The sequence below is a fragment of the Cellvibrio sp. ARAG 10.3 genome, assembly GCF_051846955.1.
Lineage (GTDB): Bacteria > Pseudomonadota > Gammaproteobacteria > Pseudomonadales > Cellvibrionaceae > Cellvibrio.
In genome coordinates, this window is sequence record NZ_JBPYCU010000006.1 from 213,630 (window position 1) to 227,677 (window position 14,048).

At 53.6% G+C, this 14,048-nt stretch carries 13 protein-coding genes; 7 read left to right on the top strand and 6 right to left on the bottom strand.

Annotation, left to right across the window (positions count from 1 at the left end; genetic code table 11):
- Positions 1 to 57: 57 nt before the first annotated feature.
- Both nirB and cobA read right to left on the bottom strand, forming a co-directional pair.
- Positions 58 to 2,598: a nitrite reductase large subunit NirB gene (gene nirB / locus ACSV5M_RS10375; protein ID WP_439176050.1), complete on the bottom strand. Its 2,541-nt coding sequence runs from the start codon at positions 2,596 to 2,598 to the stop codon at positions 58 to 60.
- A gap of 16 nt (positions 2,599 to 2,614) precedes the next feature.
- A complete protein-coding gene (gene cobA, locus ACSV5M_RS10380; RefSeq protein ID WP_439176052.1) occupies positions 2,615 to 3,556 on the bottom strand; it encodes a uroporphyrinogen-III C-methyltransferase in 942 nt (313 codons plus the stop codon).
- A gap of 442 nt (positions 3,557 to 3,998) precedes the next feature.
- Between cobA and moaA the strand changes: the two genes are divergently transcribed.
- The 3 genes from moaA (at position 3,999) to ACSV5M_RS10395 (ending at position 6,932) form a co-directional block, all read left to right on the top strand.
- Complete coding sequence (moaA, locus tag ACSV5M_RS10385; RefSeq protein WP_439176054.1) at positions 3,999 to 5,051, top strand: GTP 3',8-cyclase MoaA; 1,053 nt, start codon at positions 3,999 to 4,001, stop codon at positions 5,049 to 5,051.
- 45 nt (positions 5,052 to 5,096) lie between these two features.
- Positions 5,097 to 5,606, top strand: a complete 510-nt coding sequence (moaB, locus tag ACSV5M_RS10390; RefSeq protein ID WP_439176056.1) for a molybdenum cofactor biosynthesis protein B — start codon at positions 5,097 to 5,099, stop codon at positions 5,604 to 5,606.
- Between the two features lie 144 nt (positions 5,607 to 5,750).
- The gene (locus ACSV5M_RS10395) at positions 5,751 to 6,932 is read left to right on the top strand and encodes a molybdopterin molybdotransferase MoeA (protein WP_439176058.1); all 1,182 of its coding nucleotides are present in this window, start codon (positions 5,751 to 5,753) and stop codon (positions 6,930 to 6,932) included.
- Between the two features lie 91 nt (positions 6,933 to 7,023).
- Here ACSV5M_RS10395 and ACSV5M_RS10400 read toward each other — a convergent pair whose 3' ends face one another.
- The 3 genes from ACSV5M_RS10400 to ACSV5M_RS10410 form a co-directional block, all read right to left on the bottom strand.
- Positions 7,024 to 7,239 carry a hypothetical protein gene (locus ACSV5M_RS10400; protein WP_439176059.1) on the bottom strand — a complete coding sequence of 72 codons (216 nt, stop codon included), beginning with the start codon at positions 7,237 to 7,239 and terminating at the stop codon, positions 7,024 to 7,026.
- A gap of 735 nt (positions 7,240 to 7,974) precedes the next feature.
- A complete protein-coding gene (locus ACSV5M_RS10405; protein WP_439176061.1) occupies positions 7,975 to 8,607 on the bottom strand; it encodes a DNA-3-methyladenine glycosylase I in 633 nt (210 codons plus the stop codon).
- Entirely contained in the window at positions 8,543 to 9,292 is a 750-nt protein-coding gene (locus ACSV5M_RS10410; RefSeq protein WP_439176063.1) for a helix-turn-helix transcriptional regulator, read from the bottom strand. The genes ACSV5M_RS10405 and ACSV5M_RS10410 overlap by 65 nt, the downstream gene beginning before the upstream one ends.
- Positions 9,293 to 9,556: 264 nt before the next feature.
- On the opposite strand from ACSV5M_RS10410, the gene pip reads away from it, so the two are divergent.
- The 4 genes from pip to ACSV5M_RS10430 all read left to right on the top strand — a co-directional run bounded on the left by pip (position 9,557) and on the right by ACSV5M_RS10430 (position 13,372).
- Positions 9,557 to 10,528, top strand: a complete 972-nt coding sequence (gene pip, locus ACSV5M_RS10415; RefSeq protein WP_439176065.1) for a prolyl aminopeptidase — start codon at positions 9,557 to 9,559, stop codon at positions 10,526 to 10,528.
- Between the two features lie 144 nt (positions 10,529 to 10,672).
- A complete protein-coding gene (locus tag ACSV5M_RS10420) occupies positions 10,673 to 11,845 on the top strand; it encodes a helix-turn-helix domain-containing protein (protein WP_439176067.1) in 1,173 nt (390 codons plus the stop codon).
- Positions 11,846 to 11,870: 25 nt separating this feature from the next.
- Positions 11,871 to 12,311: a D-aminoacyl-tRNA deacylase gene (dtd, locus tag ACSV5M_RS10425; RefSeq protein WP_439176068.1), complete on the top strand. Its 441-nt coding sequence runs from the start codon at positions 11,871 to 11,873 to the stop codon at positions 12,309 to 12,311.
- A 107-nt stretch (positions 12,312 to 12,418) separates the two neighbouring features.
- Positions 12,419 to 13,372 carry a TraB/GumN family protein gene (locus tag ACSV5M_RS10430; RefSeq protein WP_439176070.1) on the top strand — a complete coding sequence of 318 codons (954 nt, stop codon included), beginning with the start codon at positions 12,419 to 12,421 and terminating at the stop codon, positions 13,370 to 13,372.
- A 174-nt stretch (positions 13,373 to 13,546) separates the two neighbouring features.
- Here the strand turns inward: ACSV5M_RS10430 and ACSV5M_RS10435 are convergent, their stop codons facing one another.
- Positions 13,547 to 13,978, bottom strand: a complete 432-nt coding sequence (locus ACSV5M_RS10435) for a CBS domain-containing protein (protein ID WP_439176072.1) — start codon at positions 13,976 to 13,978, stop codon at positions 13,547 to 13,549.
- Positions 13,979 to 14,048 lie beyond the last annotated feature (70 nt).

The window sequence follows — 14,048 nt, forward strand, 5'->3', positions numbered from 1 at the left end:
TTGTGGAATGTTGTTGATGTATCTGGCTCGCCCGGTGAGGCGAGCGATATGTACCGATTAATTTTCTACCAGTTCAATCAACGGAATTTTCTGCGCGCGTTCTTCAGCAGTGGCGGGGCGCGGTTGATCCCGTTCGATCACGTAAGCCAGGTTTTCATCAATCGCTTTTGAGTTGATGAAGTGACTGAAACGTTTCAGCTTGCTTGGATCTTCAATGGTAGTTTTCCATTCGCACTGGTAGTTAGCAATGTTGCTGGTCATTTCATCTTCCAGGTCTTGCGCGATACCGAGTTTGTCTTCGATCACCACTTTCTTCAGGTAGGCCAGGCCGCCCTCCAGATTTTCCAGCCACACGGAGGTGCGCTGTAAACGATCAGCGGTGCGGATGTAGAACATCAATACGCGGTCGATATATTTAATCAGCGTGTCGTCATCGAGGTCGGTAGCAAATAAATCGGCGTGGCGTGGGCGCATACCGCCATTGCCGCATACATATAAATTCCAACCGTTCTCTGTTGCAATCACGCCGATGTCTTTCGATTGCGCTTCCGCACATTCGCGTGTGCAACCGGACACCGCAAATTTTAATTTATGCGGTGCACGTAATCCCTTGTAACGATTTTCGATAGCGATGGCCATGCCGACGCTGTCCTGCACGCCGTAGCGGCACCAGGTGCTGCCCACGCAGGATTTTACGGTGCGCACGGCTTTGCCGTAGGCGTGGCCGGTTTCAAAACCGGCGTCGATTAATTTCTTCCAGATGGTCGGCAGGTGATGCAACTGCGCGCCAAATAAATCGATCCGCTGTCCGCCGGTGATCTTGGTATACAGATTAAATTCTTTGGCAACTTCGCCCAGCACAATCAATTTGTCCGGTGTGATTTCACCGCCGGCAATACGCGGCACAATAGAGTAGGTGCCGTCTTTTTGCATATTGCCGAGGAAGATGTCGTTGGTGTCCTGCAGGCCAATATGTTCCGGCTTGAGCACATATTCATTCCAGTAGGACGCCAGGATGGAACCCACTGCCGGTTTACAAATATCGCAACCCAAACCGTGACCGTGTTGATCGAGTAATTCATCAAAGGTACGAATCTTTTTCACGCGCACGATATCCGCCAGCTCTTGCCGCGTATGGGCAAAGTGTTCGCAGAGATTGTTGTTGACTTCGACCCCGAGTTTAACCAGTTCACTGTCCATGACTTGCTTGACCAGCGCCGCACAACCACCGCAACCGGTAGACGCTTTGGTGGCGTCCTTGATGCCGGCCAGGGTGGTGATACCGTTTTGCACCGAGCAGCAGATAGCGCCTTTGGTGACGTCGTAGCAGGAACAGATTTGCGCGGTTTCCGGCAGTGCATCAACGCCGATGGCCATTCCTCCGCCTTCTACCGCTGGCAGGATCAATTGCTCTGGTGCGTCGGGCAAATCCATAGCGTTGACGCAAATCTGTTGCAGCGTACCGTAGGCTTCGACATCGCCCACCAAAACGGCGCCGAGTAATTTTTTGCCGTCGGCGGAGACGATCAGGCGTTTGTAAACTTCCGCCACACCGTCGCTGAAGATGTAGGATTGTGAGCCCGGTGTGCGACCCTGTGCATCGCCGATGCTCGCCACATCCACACCGAGTAATTTCAATTTGGTGCTCATGTCGGCACCGGTAAATTGATCAGCGCTGCCAGTGATGTGAGCGACTGCCACCTTGGCCATTTGATAACCCGGCGCAACCAGACCGAAGATGCGGTTGTCCCACAGGGCACATTCACCAATGGCATAAACATTATCGACGGAGGTCTGGCAATGGTTGTTAATCACAATGCCGCCGCGTTCGCCGATGGCCAGACCAAACTGACGCGCGAGTTCATCCTGCGGACGAATCCCGGCAGAGAATAAAATCATGTCGGTTTCCAGAAAGGAGCCGTCCGCAAAATTCATGCGGTAACGGCATTCTTCGCCCGCCACAATTTCTTTGGTATTTTTTTCGGTGTGCACACTCACATCGAGCGCTTCAATCTTGCGACGCAATAATTGGCCGCCGCCTTCATCCAGTTGCACTGCCATCAAGCGCGGAGCGAATTCCACCACGTGGGTTTTTAGCCCGAGGTTTTTTAACGCGTTGGCCGCTTCCAGCCCGAGCAAGCCGCCGCCCACAACAACACCCACTTTGCTTTCAGCGGCGGATGCAGTGATGGCTTCCAGATCTTCAATGGTACGGTACACCAGACAATGCGGTTGGTCCTTGCCCGGTACGGGCGGAACGAAAGGATAAGAGCCGGTGGCCAGCACTAACTTGTCGTAGCGCTCACTGCGCCCACTGGCTGTGGTGACGGTATTGTTGGCGGTGTCGATGCCCACCACTTTGTCGCTCAGGGTGTAGTGCACGCCGCGCGCTTGGTATTCCGTTTCCGATGTCAACATTAAATCCTGCACGGTTGAACCGGCAAAATAGTAGCTAAGCTTTACCCGATCATAGGCGAGCCGTGGCTCTTCGGAGAACGTCAGGATTTCATAATCTGCGGCTTTCTCGCTGTTGAGCAGGCCATCGATAAATTTGTGGCCGACCATACCGTTGCCGACAACAATAATGCGTTGTTTCATAACCTCACTCCTACTCTCAGGCTAACAAACGTTGGTTGTTGGCTTCTGCTGCAACAGATTGCCAAAAGTCCGGTTGCAATTGCTCCGCCAGACTCACCACCTGGCCGACGATAATTAAGGCGGGTGATTGCACGTGCTCGCGCGCAACCAATTCAGTTAATTCATGCAAAGCGCCGATGATCACGCGCTGATTACTGCGGCAACCGTTTTCAATAATCGCGGCCGGTGTGTCAGCAGCCATGCCACCTTTTTGTAACTCGGTGGCAATAATTTCCGCGCGGGTCAGGCCCATGTAAAACACCAGGGTGTGATTCAGTTGCGCCAGCGCCGACCAGTTAACGTCGAGGGTTTTTTCGGCATGGGCTGTGACAAAGGTGCAGCCTTGTGCAAGGCCGCGATGGGTCAGGGGAATATTGGCGTAGGTGCTGCAACCGGATGCTGAGGTAATACCGGGAATCACTTCTGCGTCGATGCCGGCTTTACGCAACTCTAATAACTCTTCACCACCGCGACCGAACACAAACGGATCGCCACCTTTAATGCGGCACACGGTCAAACCCAGTTGCGCCTGGTTTACCAACAGTTGGTTCAAATCTTCCTGTGCAATGCTGTGATGATTTTTCGCTTTGCCGACATACAGAGCCGGTGTGCCAGCGGGAAATAATGCACGGATGTCGGCACTGACCAACTGATCGAAAAAAATAATATCGGCGTTTTCAATCGCGCGCAGGGCTTTAAGGGTTAACAATTCTGCGTCGCCCGGACCGGCACCCACCAGCCAGACTTTTCCGCTGGACGATGTTGTTGAATGACGTTGGGCCGCACCCTGACGGGTAGCGGGGGCTACTGTTACCGTGAATTGCGCTGCGCGGGCCATCAGCGGCTCAACAGCGTGCGCATGAAGGGCGGTGACGGTTTCGTCAGCAGGTGTGTAACGCGATAAAGATGAAGTACTCACAATAACAGCCCTTTGGTAGTGACCGCGCAAGTTGAAAACTACACATTGCACCGGTCTTAAAACATCTCGCAGTGAATAAATCTGCGCAAAGGGGGTTGAGCAAAGACAATGCCATTTGCCGATTCGGCGTGAATAAATTTTTTTAGTACTTTATTTTCAATAGGTTATGCGTGATGAAAAGCCTGGTTTCAACATTTGGGTGGGCCGTATGAATTCCGATTGCGGCACCAATGGTGTGCAGGTGTGCGCTTTTTTATTGCAAAATTGAGCTGGAATTTTTTAATAAAAATGTTCCAAAATGAATCAACACATGGTGCACTGGAACCAATTGTGTGCATTTGTCTTTTTTAACGCCTTAATAAACGTTAGGCGCTGTAAAGTTAACAGGAAGCCGCCAGACTCTGCGCTATCATGTGAGCACCCAGGTGAGATGAGAACATCTATGTATACAGTGTCTTTCACGGAGGCTGATCGGCCGGAAACGGATCGACCCGCTGCGCCCCGACGCGCTGCCCTGGTAGATGGATTCGGGCGCGAGATTACTTATGTGCGCCTGTCGATCACCGACCGTTGCGACCTGCGCTGCGTCTATTGCATGGCGGAAGATATGACGTTTTTGCCGCGCAATGAGCTGCTCAGCATTGAAGAGCTGGCTCAGGTTGGTAAAACCTTTACGGAGTTGGGCGTGCACAAGTTACGCATCACCGGCGGCGAACCGCTGATCCGCCGGGGCGTGATTGAGTTGATGGAACAGCTAGGTCAGTTGCCCGGTCTGCGCAGCTTATGCCTGACCACCAACGCCACCCATCTCGCGCGTTATGCGCAAGCCCTGCACGACGCGGGCGTGGATCGCATCAATATCAGCCTCGACAGCCTCGACCCCGAACGCTTCCGCCGCCTGACCCGCTTTGGCGATGTGCAGCAGGTACTGGAAGGCATCCGCGCCGCCCAGCGGGTGGGTTTCTCGCGCATTAAATTGAATTGCGTTGCCCTCAAACACTTCAACGCTGATGAAGTGCCGGAGCTGGTGCGCTTTGCGTTGGATGAAGGGCTGGATATCAGCTTTATTGAAGAGATGCCCCTGGGCCGTATCGATGACCATGGCCGTGCGGCGGAGTTTGTCAGCAGCGCCGAGTTGCGCAGTTTGATCGAACAACAATTTCCCTTGGTGCCGGTGGACGATAATTCCGGCGGGCCTGCGCGCTATTGGCGTAGCGGTAGCCATGGGTCCCGCATTGGTTTTATTTCCCCCCACAGCCAGAATTTTTGCAGCAGTTGCAATCGCGTGCGGGTGACGGCGGTAGGGCGCTTGCTCTTGTGCCTGGGTCAGGAAAACAGTGTGGACCTGCGTGCGCCGTTGCGCGCATCGCCCGATGATCCGGCGCCCTTGCGTGAAGCGATCATCGCGGCCATGGCCAATAAACCGCTGCAACACGACTTTAATCTGGCCGAAGAGCCCCAAATCTTGCGCTTTATGAATACCACCGGCGGCTGACATCCCGGTCGCCACCTCTCTACCTTTGTTCAAGGACATTCATTTGTGAGCAGTCAAACCGATTTTGTAGCCCTCAATATTTGTGTGCTGACCGTTTCCGACACGCGCAACCGCGAGACGGATACCTCGGGGCAGCGCTTGCAGGATTTATTGCATGAAGCCGGACATCAGCTGCATCAGCGCGAGCTGGTGAAGGATGACATCTACCAGATTCGCGCCGTCATCTCTCAGTGGATTGTGGATAAACAGGCACAGGTGATTTTAATTACCGGCGGCACCGGCTTTGCTGGCCGCGACAGCACGGTGGAGGCCGTTACGCCCTTGTTCGACAAAACCGTGGTAGGTTTTGGTGAGCTGTTTCGCCAGGTATCTTACGAGGAGATCGGCACCTCCACTATCCAGTCCCGCGCCACCGCCGGACTCGCCAATCGCACCCTGATTTTTTGTCTGCCCGGCTCCACCGGCGCCTGCACAACCGCCTGGCAACGCATCATCAAAGACCAACTCGACAGCCGCCACCGCCCCTGCAATTTCGTCGAACAAATCAAACTGTGATTCGCACCCGTAGGTCGGATTAGCGGCACCGCCGCGTAATCCGACTTCAATTTGAAGAACGACCAGCCCGCCCCCACCATCATCCACATTTGACACTCAAGCGTAAAAACCTGACGGATAACAACAGGATCTTCGGATAACACCATGACCAAAAAGCTCATCAGCATTGAATCCGCCCGCCAGCAATTGATTGAGGGCGTGAGCACCATCAAAGCTACCGAAACCCTGCCGTTGCTGCAGGCTTTCGGGCGAGTGCTTGCACAGCCTTACCAGGCGCAAATCAATGTTCCGCCCGCTGACAACAGCGCCATGGATGGTTACGCCGTTAATAGCACGGGCTTACAGGTTGGCAGCAGCTTGCCCATCAGCCAGCGCATCGCGGCCGGGGAGGTCGCACAACCATTGCTGGCCGGCACGGCGGCCCGGATTTTTACCGGTGCGGAAATTCCAGTCGGCGCCGATGCGGTCATTATTCAGGAGGATTGCCGGGAAGAGGGTGATCGCGTCACCCTGTTGGCCCCGGTTAAACCCTGGGAAAACATTCGCCCCCAGGGGCAGGATATTCATGCCGGTACACGCCTGCTGGAAAAAGGTCATTACCTGCAAGCTACGGATGTGGGGTTGCTGGCTTCGGTCAATATTGCGGAAGTTCTGGTTTACCGTCCCCTGCGAGTCGCGCTCTTATCCACCGGCGACGAATTACTGGAGCCGGGTCAGGCGCCGGTACCGGGCAAAATCTACAACTCCAACCGCTATCTGCTCACGGGTCTCCTGCGCGACCTCGGCTGCGAGGTGGTAGACCTGGGCATCGTGGCCGACACCCTCGACGCCACCAAAGCCGCATTACAAACAGCCGCAGAGGCCGATGTCATCCTCAGCAGTGGCGGCGTATCGGTGGGCGAAGAGGATCATGTGAAGGCCGCCGTGACTGAACTGGGCGAATTGAAACTCTGGAAGATCAACCTCAAACCCGGCAAACCCCTCGCCTTCGGCTATGTGGGCGACACCCCCTTTGTCGGTATGCCGGGCAATCCCGTCTCTGCCTTCGTTACCTTTAACCTGTTAGTACGCGCACTGCTGTTCAAACGCCAAGGCCGCACCTACACACCACCCCAACCCCTGCACCTGCCTGCACGGTTCGCACTACCCAACCCCCGCAAACGCTGCGAATACCTGCGTGGCCGCATCACACCCGCCGGTGTAGAGATCTACCCGCAACAAAGCTCCGGAGCATTGTCTTCGGTGGTCTGGGCGAATTGCCTGGTGCGTATTGATGTGGGTGTCAGCGTGGCGGAAGGTGATGAGGTGCAGGTGTATCCCTTATAAAAAGCTAGCGACCGAATAACAGGGATGGCGGTGCGAAACAAGCATAAGCCGCGTCATCAAAGCGTGAGATGACGCGCGCTATTCGTTGAGATTAAAACCGGGGAGGGAGTTTGCTCAGCATTTCCCGTCGCGCATGAATCAATTCTTTATACGTTTGAATCATGCTGAAATTCACGTGATTGCCATTCAATTTCAGCGAGGCCTGTTGGCGTTCGTATTCGGTAATTTCGGCAACGAGTTGATCACGCAGGGCTTCGGTACGCCCGAGGTTAACGCCGACTCCGACGGTGTGACGGTGTTTGCTCATAACTTTTCTCCATGTCGATGGTGTGCAGTGGGGTGGGTAGCTTGCGTCGATATGTTATTGATCTATTGTTGATGACCCTGTGCTCCTTGAGGGGTTCCGCAGGGTGATCTGGCGCTACGTTTTGAAGCATAGACCAGTCGGCGTTTGGCTTATAGAGTGCTGATAGATTGTTTTGTTTTTATTGCTGGTTTTTTGAACTGGTTTTGCGTCGACTGGAAATATAGGCGTGGGTAGTTGTCGCTTGAATTGTTTTTGGTGGGATGGAGTGTGTGTGAGTTATGGGTTCCGGTATTGGGTCCGAGACTCGCCGTGAACCCATCCATGGGGGCTCATCACCGGCATCCTTGCCGGCGATGGTCTCGGACCCAATACCGGAACCCATTCTGCAGCCTATGTGCCGCCGGGTGATTTATTAAAAGATTGGGGGAACTTGCCAACCGAGGGGCGTTTTTGCTTCGTAGCGCGCTTGTGTATTTTTCGATAAGTCTGAGAATGTAAATTTACGATTTACCTATTCTCTCGCCTTCTCTTGATGTGCAGCATTTTTCGAATATTTCTCAATTCTCTCCGGCATTAACCCGCCGCATACTCCGGACTTCCGGAATGGCTTCCGTTATCACCTCTGGGACCATCGCCAGCATGGATGCTGGTGATGAGCCCCCATGGATGGGTTCACGGCGAGTCCCAGAGGTGATAACGGAAGCCATGAACACGACAATCCCAACACCTCAGGAGTCACCCAGCACAATCCTTATAACGATGACAACTCATCAAATGATCATTCACCATCCCGGTCGCCTGCATATGCGCATAACAAATCGTCGTGCCCACAAAATTAAACCCGCGCTTTTTTAACGCCTTACTCATCGCATCCGACTCCGGGGTTGACGCCGGGATATCCGCCAGCGTCCGGCGGCGGTTTTGTTTCGGCTTGCCATCCACAAACTGCCACAGAAAATCGCTGAAACTCTCCCCCTGTTCCTGCAAATCCAGAAACGCCCGCGCATTGCGCACCACGCTCTCGATCTTCAAGCGGTTGCGGATGATGCCCGGATTCAGCAGCAGCTTCGCCTTCTTCGCCTCGCTGTAACGCGCAATCTTGACCGGATCAAAATGATCAAACGCCTTGCGATAAGCCTCCCGCTTGCGCAACACCGTAATCCACGACAAGCCCGCCTGGGCGCCCTCCAGTATCAAAAACTCAAACATCTTCTGGTCGTCGTAAACCGGCACGCCCCACTCCTCATCGTGATACTGACAATAGAGTTCGTCGGTGCCGCACCAGCCGCAGCGTACTGGCGGTTTACTCGATAAGCTCAGCGACTTGATGTTGTTGGCAGTCGTAGGCTTGTTCGTTGTATTGCTCATAATTGTCTGCCATCAGGTTCAGATAATGCTTCAAACTTTTTTCATCGCTGGTCGTGAATTTTTCATCCGTGGTCGTCAATTGCTGGATGCGATCAAGGCGAAATACACGATAGTCACCGCGTAATTGACACCAGGCGACCAGAGTCCATACCTTGCCCCAGAAGATCAGCCCCAGGGGCTCAATCTGGCGCGACGAGGTTTGTTCATCCGCGCGCTTGTAGTCGATCAACAACATCCGCTGTTGGCGAATGGCCTCGCGGATGGTCTGGCTGTGGGCGGTGTAGATCTTTTGATATTCATCGTAGGTCGGCACCAGCAAGGGCAGGTTTTCATCGCTGTGACGCAGGTGGTCGGGCAGGACCGCGAGAATTTTCTGGATAGCGCTGTTGGCGCTGGCGGCCATCTGGCTGTCGCCCCAACCGCTCACCATCCGTGCGCCGAGCAATAAGGCTTCCACTTCGTGACGGTCAAACATCAGGGGCGGTAACTGGAAATGACGTTGCAGGCGATAACCGACCCCGGCTTCGCCCTCCACCGGGACGCCGGACAGGCTGAGCGCCTGGATATCACGATAAATCGTGCGCTCGGAAACCTGCATATGCTCGCTCAATTGACGCGCCGTCAAAGCGGTGCGGCGGTTGCGTAACAGGGTCAGTAACTGGAACAGACGTTCGGCGCGTTGCATGGTGGCGACTCCCTCGGTAGATTGCGCAGCAGTCTAAGAGATGGGTTTGTCAGTCTATGTCAGTAGAATCCGTCATTTTGTGAAAACTTGTAAAGTCTTTGTAACGCACCCCGGTGGCAGCATCCTGCGTCCTGTGCCACAAAACAGGTTATAACCGGTCGCGGTTGCCGATAAAAATGTCATGGTGTGCTACTGTTAATCTTTGACACTGTCTGGCGGTACCAGCGACGGTTTTGGCGTGCAGTATTGCTGAAAGGAAAAACTATGCAGACGTTTTACCCCGAGATCAAACCCTATCAACGCCACGATATCGCTGTGGAGCCTCCTCACCAATTGTATGTTGACGAGTCGGGAAACCCCGACGGGATTCCGGTGCTGTTTGTTCACGGCGGGCCCGGTGCCGGATGCGGCAAGTATGATCGGCGCTTTTTTGATCCGGAGGTCTATCGCATCGTGCTGTTTGATCAGCGCGGCTCCGGTCGTTCCCGACCCCATGCCGAACTTGAAGGCAATACCACACAAAAACTGGTGGAGGATATGGAAGTCATTCGCGAACACCTGGGGATTGATCGCTGGGTATTGTTCGGCGGTTCCTGGGGCTCAACGCTCAGCCTGGTGTATGCGGAAACCTATCCCGAGCGCGTCCTGGGATTAATTCTGCGCGGCATCTTCCTGTGTCGCCCGCAGGATTTTCACTGGTTCTACCAGGACGGTGCGAGCCATGTGTTCCCCGATTACTGGCAGGATTTTATCCAGCCCATTCCCGTGAATGAGCAACATAACCTGATGCAGGCTTATTATCGGCATCTGACCAGTGACAACGAAATTATGCAGATGGCCGCTGCGAAAGCCTGGTCCTTGTGGGAGGGCCGTTGCGCCACCTTGCGCCCCAACCAGGAGGTGGTCGAGTCATTTACCGAACCGCACCGCGCCTTATCCCTTGCGCGTATCGAAGCGCACTATTTTATGAACAACGCCTTTCTTACCGAAGACCAGATTGTGCGCAATGCGGACAAACTGGAGGGGATTCCCGGTGTGATTGTCCACGGTCGCTACGACATGGTGTGCCCGGTGGATAATGCCTTTGCCTTGCACAAGGCGTGGCCGGATGCAGAGTTACAGATCGTCCGGGAAGCGGGCCACGCCTCACGGGAGATAGGAATTGTGGATGCGTTGATCCGCGCTACCGATGCCCTGGCCAGAAAATTGCGCCACGAGAGCGACAATCTGGCGTAAGATAAAAAAACAGCGCGGCAGGTCGGAATTAATCTTGCCGCGCATGATTCCCGATTATGCGACCGGTGCGCATGGACGTTTTTCACCGGGCCCGGGATGTGAACAATAACGACAAAACCGCGCATCCTTTTCGATGGTATCCCCATGGAAGCAACAATCTTTAATACCCACGACGTTGTGCTGTTGATGACAGCCTACCAATGTATTCTCTTTGCCATTTTATTACTGACCGCGCGCCGCGAACGGCGCTTGACCAACACGCTGTTGGCGTTGTTTCTATTACAGCAAGCGGCCATTCCGCTGGACATCCTGATCAGCTTCGGCGCCGAATTCCGGGCTATTGCCCTGGAATGGTCACCCAATCTGTTTTATGTCTTCGGTTTTGGTTATTGGCTCGAAGGGCCGCTGCTACTCTGGTACACCCGCTCGCTGGTGTATAAGGATTACCGTCTCACCGCGCGCGACCTGCTGTACCTGATTCCATTCGCGGTGTATTTCCTGCATCAATTACTGTTTTATTACAGTCTCGACTTCACCACCAAGAAAGTGATCCAGGAAACCTATGATCTACAGGTTGCGCCCCATTACATGAATTTTGTGACCTTGTTTCGCGATCTGTTTCGCGCGGCCCTGGGGGTGATGTGTCTGTTGGAAATCCGCCGCTACGGCAAGCATTTAAAACACAATTATTCCGACATTGATAAACTGGACCTGACCTGGTTGCGCCTGCTGGTGATCGGCTTCCTCGGTATTCGGGTGTGGGCTGTATTGGTGGCGGTGATGGTGATCCTGTCGATTATGTATGGCGTGTCGGTAGATTTCGGAGCGGCGGGATTATTCGGCAATTACATCACGTTTATTCTGGTGAGCGTGCTGATCTTTTTTGGGCTGAGCCATTCAACGGTGTGTGAAGGATTAGAAACGCGCACACCGGAGGCGGAGAGCAGCAAAGAGGAAACCGGCAAGGATAAATTCAAGCCAGAGATGGCAGAAACCCTGAGCCGGTGGATGGAGGATAAAAAACCTTACCTGATTCCTGCGCTAACGCTGGAAAAACTGGCAGGGCAATTACACGTGCCCTCACGCACCTTGTCCAATGTTATTAATCGCCATTTCAACTGCAATTTTTTTGAATTTGTTAATCACTACCGTATTGAAGAAGCCAAGCGTCTGTTGGCAGACCCGCAGACAGCCGACAAGAATATGATCGACCTCATGTACGAGATGGGCTTTAACAGCAAGGCAACTTTCAATGCGCTCTTCAAGAAAAAAGTCGGTATGACACCGAGTGAATTCCGCAAGCAGGCCAATCAGTAATAGATAGAGAGTAACAAGGATAACTATGTTAGGTTTGATTCAACGGGTCAGGCGCGCCTCTGTTGAGGTAGATGGGAAAGATGTCGGTGCGATAGATCGGGGGATATTGTTGCTCCTCGGTATAGAAAAGACGGACACCCAGGCCAGTGCCGACAAACTGCTCGACAAGGTGTTGGCGTATCGCATCTTCGCCGATCAGGACAACAAGATGAATTGCAACGTGCAACAGATCCATGGCGGCGTGCTGGTGGTTTCGCAGTTCACTCTCGCTGCCGATACTCGCAAAGGGCTACGCCCGAGCTTTTCTTCAGCGGCACCGCCTGCACAAGCGGAGCAGCTCTATGATTATTTCGTCACGCGTCTGCGCGAACGCCATCCGCAAGTTGCCACGGGCATCTTTGCTGCCGATATGCAGGTCAGTTTGATAAATGATGGGCCGGTCACATTTATGCTGCAAGCCGACTGATTTTTACTGAACCTTGGCTGGCAAATTCCATCGAAACAATACCATTGCATTACCCATGCGCTTCGCTGTTAGTGGAAAGACATCCTTTCTTTGAATTGATTGATAGCATGCAGAATATGGAGGGTAGTCGGGGCAGCGGGTATGCCGCTGAACCCGACGCTTTTTTTGATCCCATGATGATAAAATTTTTTTCAGCGGCGGCACTTCTGTTTATTACCCAGGCCAGTCTGGCGGATGCCGCGATTTGGGAAGTATCCCACGGCAAGCATAAGTTCTGGTTGGGTGCGAGCCTGGGTGCTTTAAAAAAGTCGGCGTATCCCCTGCCGGCTGAATTTGATGAAGCCTTTCGCCAGGCTGATGCGCTGTATGTGGAGCGCGACATCCATGCCGTGAACCAGCCGGATTTCGGGGTGCGCGCCATGCAGGCGAGTATGTACACCGATGGCCGCAATTTGAAGTCGGTATTGTCCGCGCCGGTGTGGCAGGCGCTGGAAAAGTTTGCCCAGGAGCGTCGCGTACCGGTATTCAGTTTGTTTATGTTCAAACCCGCCTTTGCCAGCTTTACGCTCACCTTGATGGAAACCAAACGCCTGGAATTTACCAACGGTGTGGATGCGCATTATTTTTATCGCGCCCGCCGCGCAGGTAAACCGGTGATTGCCCTGGAATCTATCGACCAGCAGATTCGCTTTTTACAAGTGGCTAATGATGCGGATGCCGATGCATTAATCAAAGCAACCCTGGAAGAATTGGAAAACCTGTCCGCAACTACTCAACAAGCCACGCAGAGTTGGCGTAAAGGGGATATGGAAAAGCTGGATGAAATCAAAGGAAAAAAATTACGCACCCAGGCACCGGGCCTGTATAGCGAGTTGGTCGTCAAGCGCAACAAATCCTGGCTGCCGACATTTGCCGGGATGTTAAAAAGTGAGGATGTTGAGATGGTGTTGGTGGATTCGATGCACTTCACCGGGCCGGACAATTTGTTGGAATTATTTGCGGCTGAAGGATATACCGTGAAACGGTATCAGCCTGTGTTAGTGGGGCAGTCTGTGCCCTAAAGGTTTGTCGGATTACGCTGCGCTAATCCGACCTACATGAGGCGCGCTTTTCCGTAGGTCGGATTAGCGCAGTGTAATCCGACACCCCGCTCAACAACACCTCGCAAAACAATACCTCGCAAAAAAACATCGCAAATCAAAACGCCCTACAACCCGTTTTCGTCCATTTGATTATCACGCCGCATTAATCAAAATATGCCGCGCTGTTTCCGCCGCGAGCATTTCTTCATTGTGCCGCACAACATCACCGAGGGAGAGGACACCGCACAGACGTTTGGTTTCCGGCGCGTCGAGCACCACCAGGCGATACACGCCTTGCTCGCTCATCTTATCCGCTGCGGCCTCCAGACCATCGTCGGCGTAGCAATAAAGCACGTTAGGTGTTTCGATCTGGTTCAGTAATGTTTCCGTCGGATCGCACCCGTCGGCCACCGCACGCACGACGATATCGCGATCAGTAATCACCCCTTCCAGTGCACCGGTGGAAGGGCGAACAATCGGTAAGAAGCCGCAATTTAAATCGCGCATCTTTTGCGCGGCCTGTTGCAAGTTATCGTCGGGTTCAATGAACTCGCATTGACTGGTCATGGCATCTCTGACTTTCATGATTCGTCTCCTCTGGTGTGGGTGATTCGATGAATGACACAGAGCGCAAAGCCCTGATTGTGCGACTGGG